The organism is Aquitalea aquatilis (assembly GCF_005155025.1).
Taxonomy (GTDB): domain Bacteria; phylum Pseudomonadota; class Gammaproteobacteria; order Burkholderiales; family Chromobacteriaceae; genus Aquitalea; species Aquitalea aquatilis.
The window spans coordinates 2,917,342-2,935,115 of record NZ_CP039731.1 but is presented as its reverse complement, the minus strand read 5'-3'; the positions used below and the strand labels follow the sequence as shown (position 1 = coordinate 2,935,115).

Below are 17,774 nucleotides of genomic sequence, written 5' to 3'. Positions count from 1 at the left end.
CCCCTCAAATCCGGTCAGCGCCAAACCTGGGGCAACAATGGCACGCATAGGTATCAAGCAATATTCGTGCACAACAGTTATAACCCCATCCTATCCACTCTGGCTATTGCTATCCCAGTTGGACCCGGCAAGTGTCAGGCAAGAGACAACGAGCTTGCGGCGCAGGCCACGAGTCGTCCTATATTTATTATTTTCACAGGAAACCTGTGGAAACCGGCTGGCAGGGCAGCGCATTGCACTGACCGTTTGCTGCCTGTTTCCCGCAAGGGTAGACCTTCCCCATTACCAAGCCTCCTCCACTGTAGATAGCACCTCTGTAATGTTTAATAAAATCCACAATCTGTGGTGAGGTGTTACAGCTTTTTAACCACAAAGACATTCAGCCGCAACATGAATTTATTTTGCAGCGCAAAAAATTCAACACCCGAATGCTCTTGACGGCGGTCCGTGTTTACTATTCTGAACATCTGATCATTTCCTTCAGCATAAACCGCCGTACAGGGCAAATTTGCCTATACATATGATCAAAAACAGCGCTCAGCCTGATGTTTCAAGGCTTTAGCAAGATCCGGACACGCCCCGCACCTACCTGCTTATCTGCGGCAGGCAACAATGGCCCTGAACACTCAACGCGGCCCGCCACCGCCTGGCCGACAAAAAAGATTTTTTCTTGTCGCCCGGCAAGCTGAGGCAGATTTGCCACAGATCAAATCCGGTCCGCATTTGCCGTGGCAACAGGCGAAAGAAAAGCGGATGGCCCTTGCAGGCAATCCGCTCACGTTTTAGCAACTTCCGACACCACTGCTACATTTGATCAGATCAACCGTGCCAACAGGGCTTTTTCCATGCCGGCCATATCAGGAATACGTACCTGCATGCCATTGCCGGCCGCCAGCTCAACTGCCGCACCATTGCGCGTCATCTGCTTCAGCTCGACGATACGGTTGCCGTTCGGATGGATCACCTCGATGCGATCGCCTACTCCAAAGCGGTTTTTCACTTCCACCAGCGCCCAGCCATCGGCATCGACTTCCAGCACATCGCCAACATACTGGCTTTGCTTGGCCTTGGAATGCCCATCCAGATAGTTCTGGTAATCCTGGGTCTGATGACGCTCCAGGAAGCCCGGGGTGTAGCCACGATTGGCCAGACCATCCAGCTCGGCCAGCAAGCCCAGATTGAAGGGACGCCCTGCCACAGCGTCGTCGATGGCCTGGCGATACACCTGGGCGGTACGCGCCACGTAGTACAGGCTCTTGGTGCGACCTTCAATCTTGAGCGAGTCCACGCCAATCTTCACCAGCTTCTCCACCTGCTCCACCGCACGCAGGTCTTTGGAGTTCATGATGTAAGTGCCATGCTCGTCTTCGATGATGGGCATCAGCTCACCCGGACGGCTACCCTCTTCGATCAGATAGGTCTTGTCGGCCAGCGGATGGCGCTCGGCACCGCCGCAGGCAGCAAAGCTCTGGTTGGCTTCTTCCAGGGCTTTGTTGAAGTCCAGCTTGATGGTTTGCACATCGCCGGCGTCGTCATCCTGGGTATCGTGCATCTTGTAATCCCAACGGCAGGCATTGGTACAGGTGCCCTGATTGGGATCACGATGATTGAAATAGCCCGACAGCAGGCAGCGGCCAGAGTAAGCAATGCACAGCGCGCCATGCACAAATACTTCCAGCTCGATATCCGGGCATTCCTGGCGGATTTCGGCAATCTCGTCCAGGCTCAGCTCGCGCGACAGGATGATGCGCGACACGCCCAGCTTCTGCCAGAACTTCACGCCCATATAGTTAACGGTATTGGCCTGGACCGACAGATGCACCGGCACCTCGGGCCAGCGCTCACGCACCATCATGATCAGACCCGGATCAGCCATGATCAGCGCGTCCGGCTTCATGGCAATCACCGGCTCCATGTCCGCCATATAGGTCTTGATCTTGCTGTTATGCGGCAGCAGATTGCTGGCCACGAAAAACAGCTTGCCGCGCGCATGCGCTTCATCAATACCTGTTTTCAGTTCTTCCAGCTTGAAGTCGTTATTACGCGCACGCAGCGAGTAGCGCGGCTGGCCTGCATAGACGGCATCGGCACCAAAATCATAGGCGGCGCGCATTTTATCCAGCGTGCCGGCAGGCAGCAGCAGTTCCGGGGCTTTTATCATGATGGCTTGGCTTCCTTAATGTGACAGGCAGGCAATGGGGAGCGGCAGTCGATCCGGCGGGACAAAGCCGCGACGCGAGGCATCCTGGTTCAGCCTGTCAGCAGAGTAATATTGCAGCACCACCGCCCGGGCATCTTGCAGCACGTCATCGCAGGTCGCGAGGAAGGCGGGCCAGTCTTCCAGCATGGCAGGCTGCTGCTGGGCGCGGTGGTACAGGATGGACAACAGCGACATGGTCAGGGTGTGGTGGTATTTTTCCGCCGCCCCCTGCGCCATGGCAAAACGCGAAAAGGCGCGCGCGCAGCGCACTGCCGCTTCGGCTGCCGGGTACTGGCGGCGATAAGCCCAGGCGGCATACAAATGTGCCTGGTGGGTAAAGTCGGATGCAGGCAGCGTACTGGATTCCAACTGACGCAAAAACGCCTGATAGTCCATGATTCGGGTATCTCCGAAAACTGTAAAAACAAAAAGGCCCCGCCGTATCAGGGGCCTTTTCTTATGTTGCGGCGCGATTATGCGCTGTCTGCGCGGCCATCGTCAAGCCTGACGCCGTGCAGCAATGCGACATTAAATCACTGTTTTCAATGCCATTTTTCAGTCAGGGTTTTTGCGCCAGCACCCACAGCATCAATAGCTGCACCAGCAAGGCCGGCAGCATGAGCAAAACACAGATCACACTGGCAACCGGAGCACTGGCAAAGTCCAGTGCACTCAGGCTGGCCGCACACAGCACAAACAACAGCGTAGCCAGCAGCAGGCCACCAAGGGCCAGTTTGCGTTGCTGGCGCAAGCGCCACAAAAGCCGGTAAAGCATGCAGTACTCCATGAATAGAAATAGCCAGCCGCGTGCTCAGTCCTTGGCTTGCTGCAACCACTGCAGCTCCGCCTCGGAAAAGCCCGCCAGCCGTCGGGCATCGACATTGTAGCTGCCACGATGTGCCGTCAGATCATACTCTTGCAGCAGGCGGCTGAAGGTTGCCATCGGTCCCAGAGCACGCTGCCGGCACAGATAATGAAACCAGTGGTTGCCCACTTGCACGTGGCCGATCTCATCGCGCAGGATAATGTCCAGAATGGCAATGCTGGCCTCATCGCCGATATTGGCCAGCTTGCGTTGCAGCTCGGGGCTGGCATCCAGGCCACGCGCTTCCAGCACGCGCGGCACCAGCGCCATGCGTACCAGCACATCGTGATCGGTGACATGGCAGATTTCCCACAGACCGTTATGGGCAGGAAAGTCGCCGTAGCTATAGCCCAATTGCTGCAACCTGCCCTGCAACAGACGGAAATGGCCAGCTTCCTCCGCCGCAATGCGCAGCCAGTCGCTGACAAAATCATCCGGCATGTCGCGAAAGCGCCAGGCGGCATCCAGCGCCAGGTTGACGGCGTTAAATTCGATATGGGCAATGGCATGCAGCATGGCGGGCTGGCCTTGCGGCGAACCCGGACGGCGGCGCGGCACCTTGGTGGCATGCACCAGCTCAGGCTTCTCGGGATGGCCTGCCATCGGCAGACGCGTCAAGGGTGCGTCTTCACGCAGCAGCTCACCACGCTGCCAGGCAGCATGAATGGCTTCCGTGGCGGCCAGCTTGTCTGTCACATCAGAACTGAGCAAGGCCGCCTGAATCCGGGGATATAAAGCAGTAGGCGTCATCATGGTGCGCCATTCTAGCCGTTTGCACCGTGATCAGGCAGGCTTACCATCAAATCAGTGCACGCCGGCCGGGCGACAGGGCCACCAACCCCCTGCCCTGCCGCATGACAGATTTCCGCAGTGTAGAGATCGTCGCCGGATAAGGCTTGATGCATAATGCCAATATCTGCCACAGGGAGAATGTCATGCTGTTCAATTCCAGCCAACTCGGTGCTGTAGAAGTGGATGAAAGCACCATCATCAATTTTGACCAGGGCATTCCCGCCCTGGAAAACTGCACCCAGTTCAAACTGTTCCACAATGCCGACAGCAATAATCCCTCGGTGTACTGGATGCAGTCGCTGAACGACGCGGCCATCACCCTCAGTGTCACCCTGCCGCAGCAACTGGGCGTGCGCTATGAAGTGGAACTCAACGATGAGGAAGTGGCCCGTTTGCAATTGAGCAAGCCGGAAGACGCAGTCATCCTGGTACTGCTCTATCAGGAAGAATCCGCAGCCGAAGCCCACCCGGCGCTGGGCGAGCTGAAAGCCAATATCCGCAACCCGCTGGTACTCAATCTGGCCAGTCGCCAGGGCCTGCAAAAAACCGGCCTGTCCTGCGACATTCTGATGCACAACCTGAGCTGAACCAACACTGCCGCCCGGCCCGCCGGGCGGTGCCGGAGTCCCGCATGACCGCTCTTGCCTTGCCCCGCTGCCCCTGGTGTGGCGACGATCCGCTCTATATTGCCTATCACGACCAGGAATGGGGTCGCCCCCAGCACGATGAACACAAGCTGTTTGAAATGCTGATTCTGGAAGGGGCACAGGCCGGGCTGTCGTGGATCACCATCTTGCGCAAGCGCGAAGGCTACCGCCGCGCCTTTCACGGCTTCGACCCGCAGCGCGTGGCACAAATGGGCGAGGAGGATGTGGAAAGACTGATGCTGGACAGCAGCATCGTGCGCAACCGCTTGAAGATCAACAGCGCCATCCGCAATGCGCGGGTATTCCTGCAATTACAGCAAGAACATGGCAGCTTTGCGCAATGGCTATGGGCGCATACCGATGGCCAGAGCATGGTGAATCACTGGCAATCGCTGGCTGAATGCCCGGCCAGCACCGCGCTATCCGACCGCATCAGCAAGGCATTGAAAAAAGCCGGAATGAATTTTGTTGGTAGTACGGTGATTTACGCCTACCTGCAAGCCACTGGCGTGGTGAATGATCACCTGCTGGGCTGTCACCTGCATCCGACTCACTCGCACTGAACGGCTCAAGCCGCCTTGGTATCAAATACCACGGTGCGGAACAGCCCATCTGCCGAATGAAAGGGATGGGCACACACCACGCCCCCATCCTGACAGAAGGCCATCATCCGCCAGCTCTGGATCAGCTCCTGCAGTTCCTCTTCCGACCACGGACCAGCAAAACGGTCCGGCACCAGCGCTGACAACTCGGAACACAAGGCCTGCCGCTGTTCCGGCCTATCCAGCTGCTGCACACTGAAAGACAGGGTCTTGCCGTGCTTCATGACAAATCCTTTCAATCCGCAATGGATATGAGGAGAATCGCCATCATTCCACGATTTATTATTCAGCACCAGTTGAAAGTCTATTAGGCATGAGCGGTAAGTAAAAATACGGCAGGAATACAACGCTTCCCCATGAAAAAGGGCCACCCGGCATGGGATGGCCCTTGAACACCATGCCGAATGGCCGCTGAATCAGAACAGCTTCAGCCCCTTCAGCATCACCACCAGAATCAGCAGCGGCGACACAAAGCGCACTACCACAAACAGCACGCGCACCAGGGCCTCGTTACGCAACTGCCCCTCATTGGACAGCGCTGCCTTCAAGCGCTCGAAACCCCACACCCAGCCCACGAACAGACACAGGAAAATCCCGCCCAATGGCATCAGGATGTTGGAGGTGACAAAGTCGAACAGGTCGAACATGGTCATGCCGAACAGCTTGAACTCGGCCATGCTGCTATTGGACAACGCGCAGGTGGCGCCGATCAGGGCCAGCAGCAGCAGGTTGAGCACGGTAGCCTTGGGGCGGCTGATGCCGAAACGCTCACTCAATACCGATACCGGCACTTCCAGAATCGACAACATGGCACCGGTGGAGGCAATCGCTGCCAGCACAAAGAAGGCCACCATGAACAGCTGGCCCAGCGGCATGCTGGCAAACACCGCCGGAATGGTGATGAACAGCAGCGATGGACCGGCTTCCGGCTTGAAACCGAAGGCAAACACCGCCGGGAAAATGGCGATGCCGGCCAGCATGGAAACGAACAGGTCGGCACACATCACCCGCAGGGTGGTAGCCGGAATGTTCTGATCATCACGGAAATAACTGCCATAAGTCATCATGGTGCCCATGCCGATGGACAGCTTGAAGAAGGCCAGGCCCACCGCAGTCAGCACCACTCCCGCCGTGATCTTGGAAAAATCCGGGGTAAACAGAAAGGAAACCCCCTGCAGGGCACCCGGCAGCATCAGGCTGCGCACACCAATCACCAGCAGCAGCAAAAACAGCATGGGCATCAGCTTTTTGGTCACCGCCTCGATACCCTTGGCCACACCCATCAGCAGGATGCCGCCGATCAGGGCCAGCACCAGCCACTGCCACAGCAGCGATTGCACCGGGTCGGCAATCAGCGAACCGAACGCCGCCGAAGTCACCTTGGGATCACTGGACAGGATGCCCCCGCCAATGGCCTTGAACACATAGGCAAATACCCAGGCCGCCACTTCAGAGTAAAAAGCCATGATCAGGAAGGCCGACAGCACACCAAAAGCGCTGATCAACCACCAGGGCTGGCCGGCCGGAGCCAGCTTTTTCAGCGCCGTCACCGCATCAGACTTGGCACGGCGACCCAGCATGATTTCGGAAATCATCACGGGTAAGCCTACCAGCAAGGTGGCACAGACATACACCACCAGAAAACCCGCACCACCATTGGTGCCGGTCAAATAGGGAAACTTCCAGATATTGCCCAGCCCGACGGCCGAGCCCAGCGTGGCAGCCAATACGCCAAAACTTGAAGTAAAACCATCGCGCGCCTTGCCAGCACCGACGGTGGCCGAGGATCTATTGTCCTGTTTCATTTGGTCTCTCATCACGACAAAAAACAAGCCCGTTCAAGCGATAACCTGAACGGGAGCCTCTGGTTCCGGGGTCGCCGGAGCGGCGATTCTGAAGTGATTTGTCAGACCATGCAAAATTTTTTTCTAGCCCTGGCTAGCTGTGCGACACAACTCGCCGGTCAGACGGCCCAACCAGTCAAAACAAGCCTGCAATTGACTCTCCTCAATAAATTCGTCCGGGCGATGTGCCTGCTCGATCGAACCTGGCCCCAGCACTACGCATGGCATGCCCGCAGCATGGAACACGCCGGCCTCCGTGGTATAGGCCACCCCATCACCTCCCTGGCAACCACACAGTTTTTCCACGTAGTGCAGCACCTCGCTGTCCGGCGTGGCCTCGAAGGCCGGGCAATACACCCGCGGTTCGATGGAAATCATGGCTTCCGGTGCCACCTGGCGCATCTCCAGCAAGAGATTGTCAGCATAGTCACGGACAGAATCGACGAAGCGCTGCGGATCATCCCCCGGCAGCCAGCGGCATTCAAAAGTGAATTCACAATCCTTGGGCACGATATTATTAGCCGTACCGCCATGAATGGTACCGGTCTGCAAGGTGGTGAACGGCACATCATATAATGGTTGATGGTGGCCAAACGAGGCCTCAGTGTCAGCCAGACGTCGCACATGAGTGATCAGCCGCGCAGCATACTCAATGGCATTGACGCCCTGCGGTGTCAGCGAGGAATGCGCCGCCCGCCCCTGCACATGGCAGTGATAGTGAGCAATCCCCTTGTGCGCCACCACCGGCCGCATCGAAGTGGGTTCACCAATAATGCAGCCAGCCACCGGCACCCCTTGCTGCAACAAGGCATCGATCAAGCGGGGTACGCCAAGGCAGCCCACTTCCTCGTCATAAGACAGAGCAATGCCAATTCCCTGCTGCAAACGCCCCTCCTGCGCCAGCCGCACCCAGTCAGGAACATGCGCCAGCACGCAGGCGATAAAGCCTTTCATGTCGGCGGTGCCACGCCCATACCAGCGTCCATCGCCTTTATCGGTCAATACAAAGGGAGGTGAGCTCCATGCCTGTCCATCCACCGGCACCACATCGGTGTGGCCGGACAACAGCATCAGTGGCAAGTCCTCCGCGCCAATGCGGGCAAACAAATTGGACTTGCTGCCGTCATCGTTCAGCGTGCGCTGGCTGCTGACGCCAAATCCGGCCAGATACTGGCTCACCCAGTCGATCAGCTCCAGATTGGAATGACGGCTGGTGGTATCAAAAGCAAGCAGGGTTCGCAGCAGCGGCAGATAGGAAGGAGCCATGGGAGTCCTGTGATAATTGTCCGGTCATCCCTGGAGTCTGCCCTGACAAAGCCGACATCGGCAACCTCATCCTGCGGAATGCCCCCGCAACAGCCCCAGACCATGACCATTTTTTCTGCCGGCAAGCACGCAAATGCTTGGCAAAGTGCGGCAAACCCGTTATGATTCGCATTCTTCTACGGCGGGTCTCCTCGCATTGTACGGTAGCAAACCTGGTCAGGTCCGGAAGGAAGCAGCCATAGTTACTTAGTGCAAGTGCCGAGGGTCAGGCTCGCCACCCCCTCCCTTCCCATATGTACATGTTCACGACATGGCGATACCATTTCACGCCAAATAGCAAAGATTCCATTGTATTTCTAGATAAGAATACGCTAACATAAGAAAAACCAGATGCACGAAATCATTGAACTTAATGATTTTTTTTGCATCCGAATTATTCCTTATGGATTTTCTTTGCTATTTTTAGGACATAGGGCAGTGTCCTAAACCATACCTATAATTCAATACAATACTGTTTAGCCTTTTAAGAGGAACAACCCATGAAACTCTTTGAAAAAATCACCAACCCGCGTGAAATCCGTCGCAAGCTCGGCCTGAACCAACAGGAATTCTGGAGCCGCATCGGCGTTACCCAGTCTGGTGGCTCCCGCTACGAAAGCGGCCGCAACATGCCTAAGCCAGTGCGTGAACTGCTGCGTCTGGTCCATGTTGAACAGATCGACCTGTCCAAGGTACGCCGCGAAGACTTTGAAATCGTCGAATACCTGAAGGAAACCCATCCGGACCTGTACAAGAGCCTGCGTAAGGCCGTACGTGCCCAGATGGAAGCCCAGGAAGGCTCGACCGAAGCCGCAGCCAGCTGATAGTCATCTCCGACAAAGGGCAGTAGCAAGCAACTCAACAGCTGCTTGCCACTGCCCTTTTTCTTGGCCTAAACCCACCAGCACACGGCGACCAGCGCAGGCTTACTCACCCGCATTACGCACCAGCAGTACCGGCACATCCGCTTGCTTCAGCAAACCCTCGGCCACACTACCCATCAGGATATGCATCAGCCCACTCCAGCCGTGCGTACCCATCACAACCAGATCAGCACCCCAGCTATTGGCGTCGTCCAGTAGCACGGAAGCGATTTTATCGCCCCAACTTTCAAGAATCTTCACCTCCGGCGTCAATCCGGCAGCCACTGCCAGTGCTTGCGCCTGCCCCAGCACCTGCTCACCCGCCTGCTTGATGGACTTTTGCAACTCCGCCGCATCCAGAAACTCTGTGCCACCCCAGCCAAACTGCGCTAGGTCAACCACATGCACCAGCCGGACGGTACTACCCATATGCTTGGCAAGGCGGCAAGCCTCTGCCAGTGCCAGGTTGGACGTATCACTGTCATCCACCGGCACAAATATGCGTTGATACATAACCCTCTCCTTTTGGTGTGTTGGTACTATGCATACAGTCTAGCAAACCAGCCCGACCTGCGGTTGATACAGATTAAGACAGTCGATTAGACTGAATGCCATTTTACCCAGGTGAAATCATGGCCCGCATCAAGATCGCCCTGCCAGAGCAATTCATTTTTGAAACCGTGCTGGATGTCCGTATCGGCGACATCAACTACGGCGGCCACATGGCCAATGACGCCATTCTGCGCCTGGCCCATGAAGCCCGCTTGCGTTTTCTGAAAAGCCTTGCTTACAGCGAACTGGATGTAGAAGGCGTGGGGATCATCATGGCGGATGCCGCAGTCATGTATCGCGCGGAGGCCTTCCACGGCGACAATCTGCATTTCAGGCTCGGCGTCTGCGACCTGAACAAGTACGGACTGGACATCGTCTACCAGGCAATCGATGGCAACAATGGCAAAGAAGTGGCAAGATTGAAGACCGGCATCGTTTTCTTTGATTACCAGACTCGTCAGGTAAGCACCATGCCGGCGGCCTTTGTCGCCAAACTCAATAAGCAATAACAACAGGAAATTCCGACATGCGTCCATACCCAAACAACAGTCCGCAAGCCATTGCCCGCCTGCTGGCGATGTTCATGATTACCGACGGCAATATGGATCCGCGTGAGCTGGACCTGCTGGAGAACGTCAACGTCTACGACCTGATCGGCCTGCCCCGCAAACAGTTTGCCCAGGTACTGGTGGACTATTGCGACGACATTTCCGACGAGGCCGAACAGGATGGCACCATCCACCTGCTGGATACCGACCGCATCGAATTCATGCTGGCTGAAGTCACCGACCACAACAAGCGCATTCTCACTTGCGTGCTGGCCATGGACATCAGCAAATCGGATGGCACCATCAGCGACCCGGAAATTGTCCTGCTGCGCCACATGATGAAGGAATGGAACATCAGCCTGGAAGACCTGGAACGCCAGTTCGTTCGCTGAGCGCCCTTTGCAGTTGCAAACAAGGCCGGCCGTTGATCGGGACCTCTCACCCAGCGCTCCAGCCAGCCAAATGAAAGCCGCCCGGAACACCCTGGCGGCTTTGTGTTGTCATCACCACCGGGCCAACCCACATGAGCACACGTTTTAGCGGCAGCGAACACTACGTTGCCACCGATGACCTGATGATGGCAGTGAACGCCGCCATCACCCTGCAACGCCCGCTGCTGGTCAAGGGTGAGCCGGGTACCGGCAAAACCATGCTGGCAGAAGAAATTGCTGCCGGCCTTGGCCGCAAGCTGATTGTCTGGCCGATCAAATCCACTACCAAGGCCCAGCACGGCCTCTATGAGTACGATGCGGTATCCCGCCTGCGCGATTCGCAGTTGGGTGACGCCAAAGTGCAGGATATCGGCAACTACATCGTCAAGGGCCAGCTGTGGCAGGCTTTTGAAGCAGATACAGCACCGGTGCTGCTTATCGACGAGATCGACAAGGCGGACATCGAGTTTCCCAATGACCTGCTGCGCGAACTGGACCAGATGGAGTTCTTCGTCCATGAAACCCAGCAATTCGTGCGCGCCAGACAACGCCCCATCATCATCATTACCTCGAATAATGAAAAAGAGCTGCCCGATGCCTTTTTACGACGCTGCTTCTTCCATTACATCCGCTTCCCGGACCACGAAACCATGCAGGCGATTATCGACGTGCACTATCCGGGACTACAGCAGCAATTGATCCGCCAGGCCATGGAAGTGTTCTTTTCCATCCGCGAGCTGCCCGGCCTGAAAAAAAAGCCCACCACATCCGAATTGCTGGACTGGTTGAAACTGCTGGGCAGCGAGAATATCAGCAGCGAAGAGCTGGCCAGCCGGCATGGTAATGCCAGCCTGCCGCCACTGGCCGGGGCCTTGCTGAAAAACGAGCAGGACTTGTCGCTGTTTGAGCGCCTGGCGCAAATGACCAAGCTGCGCCGTGGCTGACATCCTCCCGCTGCTACAGGGCTTTGCCGACCAGCTGCGACTGGAAGGGAAAAGCCCGCATACGCTGGATGCCTATCTGCGCGATCTGCACAGCCTGCAGCCACTGCTTGGCGAACGTGATTGCCTGCAGATCAAAGCAGACGACATCCGCAAAGCAATGGCCACCCTGCACGCCCGCGGCCTCGGCAGCCGCAGCCTGGCGCGCAAGCTGTCATCCTGGCGCCAGTTTTACGACTGGCTGCTGCAGCAACAACGGGTCAGCGGCAATCCCTGCCTGGGCCTGCGCGCGCCCCGCCAGGACAAACCCCTGCCCAAGGCACTGCCGGTAGATGGCACGGCTGCCCTGCTGGAGCATATTGCGCCCGATGACAGCCTCAGCCTGCGCGACCGCGCCCTGTTCGAGCTGATGTACTCTTCTGGCCTGCGCTTGTCCGAGGCCGTCAATCTGGACTTGCCGGACCTGGACCTGACCGAGCAACTGATGCGGGTACGCGGCAAGGGCAACAAGATACGCCTGCTGCCAATAGGCCGCACGGCACTGGACTACCTGAAGCAATGGCTGGCAGAACGTCAAAGCACTCCGGACTGCCTGGCGGTGTTTGTCGGGCGCCATGGCCAGCGCCTGGGTGGCCGCCAGGTACAAAAGCGCCTGGCCGAGTGGTCGATTCGCACAGGCATGGACCGCCACGTTCACCCACACATGCTGCGCCACTCCTTTGCCAGCCACATCCTGCAGTCCTCCGGCGACTTGCGGGCGGTACAGGAACTGCTGGGCCATGCCAATCTGTCGACCACCCAGATCTACACCGCACTGGATTTCCAGCACCTGGCCAAGGTCTATGATGCAGCCCACCCGCGCGCCAAAAAGAAAGACTAAGCACCAGCGCGGTATGGATAAAGAAAAAGCTCCGTCAAACGGAGCTTTTCAACAACAGCAAGGCTGCTTAGCGCGGCGAACAAAGCCTTGATGAGGACCCGGGCCAAGGCGCAACGCAGGCGCGGGGGGTTTGCTAGCGGGTCTTAGCTGCGCTCGGGCAACGCAGCCAGCACGGCCTTGAGCAATTGCCAGGCCTTGCCTACTGACTCCACCTCGACCCGCTCGCCCGGCGCATGCGCACCGCGGATGGTCGGACCGAAGGAAACCATGTCCATGTCAGGATACTTGGAGCCGATAATGCCGCACTCCAGCCCGGCATGAATCACCTGCACCCCGGACTTGGCAGCAAATTCGCGCTCATAGACCTGCTGGAACAGCGCCAGCAATGGCGACTGTGGATTGGGTGCCCAGCCCGGATAGCCGCCCTCCATCTCCACCGTAAAACCAGCCAGCCCAAACAGGCTTTCTACTTCGCGCGCCAGCATCCAGGTACCGGAATCCAGCAGCGAACGCACCATCAGGTTGGCAAATACCTTGCCCTGCTCTACTCGGACCACACCCAGATTATTCGATGTTTCCACCACGCCACTCACCCGCTGGCTCATGCGTTTCACCCCGTGCGGGGCAGCATGCAGTGCAGCCAGAATAGCCTGCTGATCCGCAGCAGCCAGCACCTGGGTAGCCGAGGCTGCAGCCAACTCCACCGCTACGCCTTCGTCCACGCCGGCCAGTTCGAAACGCAGCAAGGCCTGGAAGGCATCCAGTCTGGCGGCCACTTTGGCGTCATCCTGCTGCGGATAAGCCACGACAGCCTGCGCCTCGCGGGCCAGTGCGTTGCGGGCGGTACCACCACTGAAACTGATCAAGCGTAAATCGGTATCTGCCTGCAATTCGCGCAACAGGCGGACCAGTATCTTGTTGGCGTTGCCTCGTCCCAGATGAATGTCAGCACCAGAATGGCCACCCTTCAGGCCACGCACCGACAGCGCACTCACTGCGTAAGCGGCGGGCAGCGCGGTAGTCTGATAATCACGGGTAACATTGACATCGACACCGCCGGCGCAGCCCATATAGAACTCGCCCCACTCCTCGGTATCAATATTGATCATCATGCTGCCTTGCAGCAGGCCAGCCTCCAGCCCGAGCGCCCCACCCATGCCCGCCTCTTCATCCAGCGTCATCAACACTTCAACCGGGCCATGCGGAATATCCTCACTGGCCAGCACGGCCAGCCCCATGGCGACGCCAATGCCGTTATCCGCACCCAGCGTGGTGTTTTCTGCTACCAGCCAGCCATCCTGCAGGACAGGTCGCACCGGATCCTTGAAAAAGTCGTGCTCGGTGCCGGCATTTGCCTGGCACACCATATCCAGATGCCCTTGCAGTACCACGCCCACCCGGTTCTCATAACCCGGGGTAGCCGGCTTGCGCACAATCAGGTTGCCTGCTGCATCCACAACAGTCTGCAGGCCACGCAGCTCAGCCCAGCCCTTGAGATAGTCGCGCAGTTGCTGTTCATGTTTGGAGGGACGGGGAATCTCGCACAGCGTCTGAAAATGCTCCCAGACCGCCTGAGGCTGGAGTTCGGCGATATTGACCACAATGTATCCTTTGTCTTGACGTGCTGATGGGCATATTACGTCGCCATCATCGATGAAACGTGGCAGAGACTGTTGCATACAGCCCTGTTTTGTACACAATCGACTTTATCATGACAGCGACGCGGGGTCATGCTGCAATGCAGCCACGCAGCGACAAATGACAAACCAGGGCAGTGGCACGCCGGTACAGGGCAGATCAGGAAAGGAAAGAGTTCGCCGCTCAACAACGCAGTGTGACAACAGCAAACATGGCCCGCACCCCGGCAAGCAGAGTACGGGCCACGATCAAAGGAAGGGTCAGGCAAGCGCCAATTGCTGTCGTCCGCCAAGCTGTGTGGCCGGGCGCATGTAATGATCCAGCAGCAAGCGCATGAACTGATGACTCTTGCAGATGGCATTGCGCAACTTGGTGATGGTCTCCTGGCTGGGGTGCAGCCCTACCAGGGTGACGATGATTTCCAGCGCTTCCCACGGATGGGCATCGTCATACTTGGCATGCAGCTTCAGCCACTTCATTGCCTTGCCGCGCACTTCCTCGTCAAACAGATTGGCATAGCGGTCTTCCGAGCAGACCCGGGCCGACCACTCACCCGTCGCGCCTTCGATGGCGTAATTGGTAGCCGCCATGGCCACCGCCAGTGACTCGCGGTCACATACCTGCCAGCACCATTGGCTTAACGACAGCGTTTCCAGCGCATGCTGGTTGTGCAGCATGGCCTGGATATCCACGCCAGATTCGGCTGCCCAGTTGACCCAGTGGTCGGCATGATTCTGCTCGACACGGATATTGCGGATCAGGTAGCGCCGGGCCATATCATGCCCCTCCCCTTGTCCATAGCGGATTTTCAGCAAATTCATCGCCATATACTGGGGAAACTGATCGATGACCGGCCAGCCACCGGACAGGAAGGCCTTGTGTATGGAGTGCTCCAGGCGCGCTTCCTTCATCTGGGTGAACAAATCGTGCTCAACCACCTCGCTTTTGAAGCGATCGCAGTAGTGCACCATTTCCTGCGTCCACTCCGGGTAGCTGGCAACCTCCATCAAGGGACCGGTTCTGACAAATTGATGCTGGTCTTTCATTCTGGACCTCTTTCTCAACTGTGGGCCTGTATCACTCCCCGCCGGGCAGACGGTGCAAAACCGACTGCGGCCTGCCATGCAAGGGAGGGATGAACGGAGCGGGTTCGCCAATAAAATACCCCTGAGCGTAATCCACTCCAATACTTTGCAGCTCCGCCAGAATTTCTGGCGCACTGACGAATTCGGCGATGGTTTTCTTGCCGGTAACATGGCCGATATGATTGATCATCTCCACCATGGCCCGATCCACCGAGTCATCCACCATGTCCTTGACAAAGCTGCCATCAATCTTGAGGTAATCCACCGGCAAATGCTTCAGATAGGCAAATGACGACATGCCTGCACCAAAATCATCCAATGAGAAATGGCAGCCCAAGCCTTTCAGCTCGCTGATGAAGCGAGTAGCCTGCTGCAGATTCGATATGGCGCTGGTTTCGGTGATTTCAAAGCAGATCATTCCGGCCGGGATGTCATAGCTGACAAACTGCCGCCGGATGAAATCAAGAAAATTATCGTCACACAGCGTGGCACCCGACAGATTCACCGCGCAGACATCGATAGACCGATCCCCCAGCGAACGCATATTCCACAAGGTTTCAAAGGTTTGGCGCACGACGATGCGGTCGATATCCGGCATCAGGCCAAAACGCTCGGCCGCCGGAATGAAGGAACCCGGCAAGATGATGTTGCCGCTTTCGTCGCGTAGCCTCAGCAGCACTTCGACGTGCCGCCCTGTCCCCTTAGCGACAGGGCGCAGTGGCACGATTTCCTGGCTGTACAGACAGAAGCGCTCTTCTTCCATGGCAGTGCGCAGACGCTGCACCCAGGCCATTTCTACCGAACGCACCGCCAGCTCGGTGTCTTTCGAACTGTAAAGCTGGATGCGATTGCGCCCCTTTTCCTTGGCCATGTAGCAAGCGATATCCGCAGCCTGCAGCGCCTCGGCCAGGGTGGCGCCGGCTTCACCAAGGAAAACCATGCCGATACTGGCACTGATGGAGAAGGGAATGCCTTCCCACTGAAAGCTGGACTGCTGCACTGCGCGCCGCAAACGATCCGCCTTGTCCAGTGCCTGGTCCACCCGGCAATCTTCCAGCAAGACGCCGAACTCGTCGCCACCCAAGCGGGCCAGCACGTCGGACAGCCCTAGCTGTTCCTGCAATACCCGGCATACCTGGCGCAACAACTCATCACCCGCCGCATGGCCATTGGTATCGTTGACCAACTTGAACTGATCCAGATCGACAAACAGCAGGGCATGCGATGTTTCCGCCACCATCAGCCGGCTGAGTGCACGGGTGACCCGCTGTTCGAATTCCCGCCGGTTATACAGGCCGGTGAGCGCATCATGCGCCGCCTGCCAGGACAGATGATTGATGTACTGCTGCTCGATCGATTTGTCATGCAAGGCCAGCACCAGCCCGTCAACCTGCCCCAACGAATTATGAATCGGTGCGGCCACCAGCGAGATCATGTGACTGCTGCCATCCAGCCCCTGCAAGCGCAGGCTGGGATAAGTCTGCTTGCTTTCACACTTTGCCCGCAGCTGGCTGGTGGTAATCAGGTCCATGCTGCTGCCGGAAAGGTCGATCATCGAGAACACATCCTCGAAATAACGACCGATAGCCCCCTTGCCGGCACCACCAACCAGATGGTGCGCCACAGCATTGAGGTAGCGCAGCTTGCCGGACAGATCGATGGTGACCACCGCATCGCCAATCGAATTGAGCGTGGTTTCCGCCCTTTCCTTTTCGGCATGCAATTCGGCCTCAAAGCGGGCGGACTGACGCAGCAACACCTGCACCTGCCGCACGGTCAGCAGCAACAGGCCGGCCCCTGCCATCAGGTTGACCCACCACAACAGGGTGGTGGCAAAACGGGAACCCTCACCCAGCACTTCGGAAAAGGCGCGCGCCGGAGCCTTCAGCTCTTCATTAATGTCCGAAATACGGCGACTGAGGACCATCAGTTCATCTTCGCCGATGTAGCTGCGGGTAAAGCCGTCATGCAGCCTTTCGGCAATGCCGGAAATCTCGATGATATAGCTGTCGCCGATTTCCCAGTAATGGATGGCCTGACTCAGATAGCTGACATGACGAAACCACAGGAAAGCATTGATGACGTTGCCGATATCGTCAGGATGGTTGCCACCTTGCAGCAACCCGGCCCTGGCTTGTTGCAGATCAGGCTGCGGGCGGTCCAGTGCCAGTCGTGCCTGCCTATCCCCCAGCTGGATGGCAATGGCAGCCTTGTAGGCCTGAAAATCCTGTTCCGAGCGGCTGCCGGCGTAGCGCGTCAGATAATAGATGGCATCTTTTTGCGCCTTCGACCACAGCCCCTCCCCGCCCACATAGGCACGGATGGTGGACAAGGCATTGAAGCTGAAGGCACTGATCAGCAACAAGGCGCCCACAATAGCGACAAAGGGCCAGACTACCCGCATCAGCCTGCGGCTGCCGTACGCACTCATTGCAGTGATTGCCCCCCGCTTGCTGCATTGCTCATTTATGGAATTATCATCCACACCGGGTCATTTTTACCACAGATAGCATACCGGGGCATGCCATCGTCACTATCCATCTCGGCTGCCCTCTCTGCCCTCAGAGCAAGGGCAGGCAGA

Annotated in this window: 18 protein-coding genes and 1 other RNA gene; 8 read left to right on the top strand and 11 right to left on the bottom strand. The window is 57.4% G+C overall.

All coding sequences use genetic code 11. The features are described 5' to 3' along the window. Positions 1 to 814: 814 nt before the first annotated feature. The 4 genes from trhP to FAZ30_RS13830 form a co-directional block, all read right to left on the bottom strand. On the bottom strand, positions 815 to 2,158 hold the full coding sequence (gene trhP / locus FAZ30_RS13845; RefSeq protein ID WP_124643502.1) for a prephenate-dependent tRNA uridine(34) hydroxylase TrhP: 1,344 nt from the start codon (positions 2,156 to 2,158) through the stop codon (positions 815 to 817). Between the two features lie 18 nt (positions 2,159 to 2,176). Further along, complete coding sequence (locus FAZ30_RS13840) at positions 2,177 to 2,596, bottom strand: hypothetical protein (RefSeq protein WP_124643426.1); 420 nt, start codon at positions 2,594 to 2,596, stop codon at positions 2,177 to 2,179. Between the two features lie 163 nt (positions 2,597 to 2,759). Continuing rightward, positions 2,760 to 2,975: a hypothetical protein gene (locus tag FAZ30_RS13835; RefSeq protein WP_124643425.1), complete on the bottom strand. Its 216-nt coding sequence runs from the start codon at positions 2,973 to 2,975 to the stop codon at positions 2,760 to 2,762. Between the two features lie 36 nt (positions 2,976 to 3,011). Next, on the bottom strand, positions 3,012 to 3,818 hold the full coding sequence (locus FAZ30_RS13830) for a ferritin-like domain-containing protein (RefSeq protein ID WP_124643424.1): 807 nt from the start codon (positions 3,816 to 3,818) through the stop codon (positions 3,012 to 3,014). A 182-nt stretch (positions 3,819 to 4,000) separates the two neighbouring features. Between FAZ30_RS13830 and fliW the strand changes: the two genes are divergently transcribed. After that, positions 4,001 to 4,444 carry a flagellar assembly protein FliW gene (gene fliW, locus FAZ30_RS13825; protein WP_124643423.1) on the top strand — a complete coding sequence of 148 codons (444 nt, stop codon included), beginning with the start codon at positions 4,001 to 4,003 and terminating at the stop codon, positions 4,442 to 4,444. Between the two features lie 44 nt (positions 4,445 to 4,488). Continuing rightward, positions 4,489 to 5,067: a DNA-3-methyladenine glycosylase I gene (locus FAZ30_RS13820; protein ID WP_124643422.1), complete on the top strand. Its 579-nt coding sequence runs from the start codon at positions 4,489 to 4,491 to the stop codon at positions 5,065 to 5,067. A 5-nt stretch (positions 5,068 to 5,072) separates the two neighbouring features. Here FAZ30_RS13820 and FAZ30_RS13815 read toward each other — a convergent pair whose 3' ends face one another. The 3 genes from FAZ30_RS13815 to argE all read right to left on the bottom strand — a co-directional run bounded on the left by FAZ30_RS13815 (position 5,073) and on the right by argE (position 8,216). Further along, a complete protein-coding gene (locus FAZ30_RS13815) occupies positions 5,073 to 5,330 on the bottom strand; it encodes a hypothetical protein (protein WP_124643421.1) in 258 nt (85 codons plus the stop codon). Positions 5,331 to 5,522: 192 nt separating this feature from the next. Beyond that, positions 5,523 to 6,911: a sodium-dependent transporter gene (locus tag FAZ30_RS13810; RefSeq protein ID WP_124643420.1), complete on the bottom strand. Its 1,389-nt coding sequence runs from the start codon at positions 6,909 to 6,911 to the stop codon at positions 5,523 to 5,525. A gap of 123 nt (positions 6,912 to 7,034) precedes the next feature. Next, entirely contained in the window at positions 7,035 to 8,216 is a 1,182-nt protein-coding gene (gene argE, locus FAZ30_RS13805; protein WP_124643419.1) for an acetylornithine deacetylase, read from the bottom strand. 180 nt (positions 8,217 to 8,396) lie between these two features. Here argE and ffs point away from each other — a divergent pair. Both ffs and FAZ30_RS13795 read left to right on the top strand, forming a co-directional pair. Beyond that, positions 8,397 to 8,495, top strand: an RNA gene (gene ffs / locus FAZ30_RS13800) — signal recognition particle sRNA small type. A gap of 260 nt (positions 8,496 to 8,755) precedes the next feature. After that, the gene (locus FAZ30_RS13795) at positions 8,756 to 9,079 is read left to right on the top strand and encodes a helix-turn-helix domain-containing protein (RefSeq protein ID WP_103525020.1); all 324 of its coding nucleotides are present in this window, start codon (positions 8,756 to 8,758) and stop codon (positions 9,077 to 9,079) included. 102 nt (positions 9,080 to 9,181) lie between these two features. Here the strand turns inward: FAZ30_RS13795 and FAZ30_RS13790 are convergent, their stop codons facing one another. Then, positions 9,182 to 9,631 carry a universal stress protein gene (locus FAZ30_RS13790; RefSeq protein ID WP_124643418.1) on the bottom strand — a complete coding sequence of 150 codons (450 nt, stop codon included), beginning with the start codon at positions 9,629 to 9,631 and terminating at the stop codon, positions 9,182 to 9,184. A 119-nt stretch (positions 9,632 to 9,750) separates the two neighbouring features. Here FAZ30_RS13790 and FAZ30_RS13785 point away from each other — a divergent pair, with 119 nt between their 5' ends. From FAZ30_RS13785 to xerC, 4 genes are all read left to right on the top strand, one after another. Next, positions 9,751 to 10,179 (top strand): thioesterase family protein, encoded by a 429-nt coding sequence (locus FAZ30_RS13785; protein ID WP_124643417.1) that lies wholly within the window; start codon positions 9,751 to 9,753, stop codon positions 10,177 to 10,179. A 17-nt stretch (positions 10,180 to 10,196) separates the two neighbouring features. After that, complete coding sequence (locus FAZ30_RS13780; protein WP_124643416.1) at positions 10,197 to 10,610, top strand: TerB family tellurite resistance protein; 414 nt, start codon at positions 10,197 to 10,199, stop codon at positions 10,608 to 10,610. 131 nt (positions 10,611 to 10,741) lie between these two features. Then, on the top strand, positions 10,742 to 11,593 hold the full coding sequence (locus FAZ30_RS13775) for an AAA family ATPase (RefSeq protein ID WP_124643415.1): 852 nt from the start codon (positions 10,742 to 10,744) through the stop codon (positions 11,591 to 11,593). Then, positions 11,586 to 12,470: a tyrosine recombinase XerC gene (xerC, locus tag FAZ30_RS13770; RefSeq protein WP_370449628.1), complete on the top strand. Its 885-nt coding sequence runs from the start codon at positions 11,586 to 11,588 to the stop codon at positions 12,468 to 12,470. The genes FAZ30_RS13775 and xerC overlap by 8 nt, the downstream gene beginning before the upstream one ends. A gap of 143 nt (positions 12,471 to 12,613) precedes the next feature. Here the strand turns inward: xerC and FAZ30_RS13765 are convergent, their stop codons facing one another. The 3 genes from FAZ30_RS13765 to FAZ30_RS13755 all read right to left on the bottom strand — a co-directional run bounded on the left by FAZ30_RS13765 (position 12,614) and on the right by FAZ30_RS13755 (position 17,597). After that, complete coding sequence (locus tag FAZ30_RS13765; protein ID WP_137009634.1) at positions 12,614 to 14,071, bottom strand: aminoacyl-histidine dipeptidase; 1,458 nt, start codon at positions 14,069 to 14,071, stop codon at positions 12,614 to 12,616. 297 nt (positions 14,072 to 14,368) lie between these two features. Beyond that, the gene (locus FAZ30_RS13760; protein WP_124643413.1) at positions 14,369 to 15,154 is read right to left on the bottom strand and encodes an iron-containing redox enzyme family protein; all 786 of its coding nucleotides are present in this window, start codon (positions 15,152 to 15,154) and stop codon (positions 14,369 to 14,371) included. A gap of 31 nt (positions 15,155 to 15,185) precedes the next feature. Continuing rightward, positions 15,186 to 17,597, bottom strand: coding sequence for an EAL domain-containing protein (locus tag FAZ30_RS13755; RefSeq protein WP_168190848.1), 2,412 nt, complete (start codon positions 17,595 to 17,597; stop codon positions 15,186 to 15,188). Positions 17,598 to 17,774: the final 177 nt, after the last annotated feature.

What these genes read in the sequence shown, in the direction of transcription:
- FAZ30_RS13795 (WP_103525020.1), top strand. Translation starts at nt 8,756, where the DNA reads ATGAAACTCTTTGAAAAAATCACCAACCCGCGTGAAATCCGTCGCAAG.
- fliW (WP_124643423.1), top strand. Translation starts at nt 4,001, where the DNA reads ATGCTGTTCAATTCCAGCCAACTCGGTGCTGTAGAAGTGGATGAAAGC.
- FAZ30_RS13760 (WP_124643413.1), bottom strand. Translation starts at nt 15,154, where the DNA reads ATGAAAGACCAGCATCAATTTGTCAGAACCGGTCCCTTGATGGAGGTT.
- FAZ30_RS13785 (WP_124643417.1), top strand. Translation starts at nt 9,751, where the DNA reads ATGGCCCGCATCAAGATCGCCCTGCCAGAGCAATTCATTTTTGAAACC.
- FAZ30_RS13820 (WP_124643422.1), top strand. Translation starts at nt 4,489, where the DNA reads ATGACCGCTCTTGCCTTGCCCCGCTGCCCCTGGTGTGGCGACGATCCG.
- FAZ30_RS13835 (WP_124643425.1), bottom strand. Translation starts at nt 2,975, where the DNA reads ATGCTTTACCGGCTTTTGTGGCGCTTGCGCCAGCAACGCAAACTGGCC.
- FAZ30_RS13775 (WP_124643415.1), top strand. Translation starts at nt 10,742, where the DNA reads ATGAGCACACGTTTTAGCGGCAGCGAACACTACGTTGCCACCGATGAC.
- FAZ30_RS13815 (WP_124643421.1), bottom strand. Translation starts at nt 5,330, where the DNA reads ATGAAGCACGGCAAGACCCTGTCTTTCAGTGTGCAGCAGCTGGATAGG.
- FAZ30_RS13755 (WP_168190848.1), bottom strand. Translation starts at nt 17,597, where the DNA reads ATGCGGGTAGTCTGGCCCTTTGTCGCTATTGTGGGCGCCTTGTTGCTG.
- argE (WP_124643419.1), bottom strand. Translation starts at nt 8,216, where the DNA reads ATGGCTCCTTCCTATCTGCCGCTGCTGCGAACCCTGCTTGCTTTTGAT.
- FAZ30_RS13780 (WP_124643416.1), top strand. Translation starts at nt 10,197, where the DNA reads ATGCGTCCATACCCAAACAACAGTCCGCAAGCCATTGCCCGCCTGCTG.
- FAZ30_RS13790 (WP_124643418.1), bottom strand. Translation starts at nt 9,631, where the DNA reads ATGTATCAACGCATATTTGTGCCGGTGGATGACAGTGATACGTCCAAC.
- FAZ30_RS13830 (WP_124643424.1), bottom strand. Translation starts at nt 3,818, where the DNA reads ATGATGACGCCTACTGCTTTATATCCCCGGATTCAGGCGGCCTTGCTC.
- FAZ30_RS13810 (WP_124643420.1), bottom strand. Translation starts at nt 6,911, where the DNA reads ATGAAACAGGACAATAGATCCTCGGCCACCGTCGGTGCTGGCAAGGCG.
- FAZ30_RS13840 (WP_124643426.1), bottom strand. Translation starts at nt 2,596, where the DNA reads ATGGACTATCAGGCGTTTTTGCGTCAGTTGGAATCCAGTACGCTGCCT.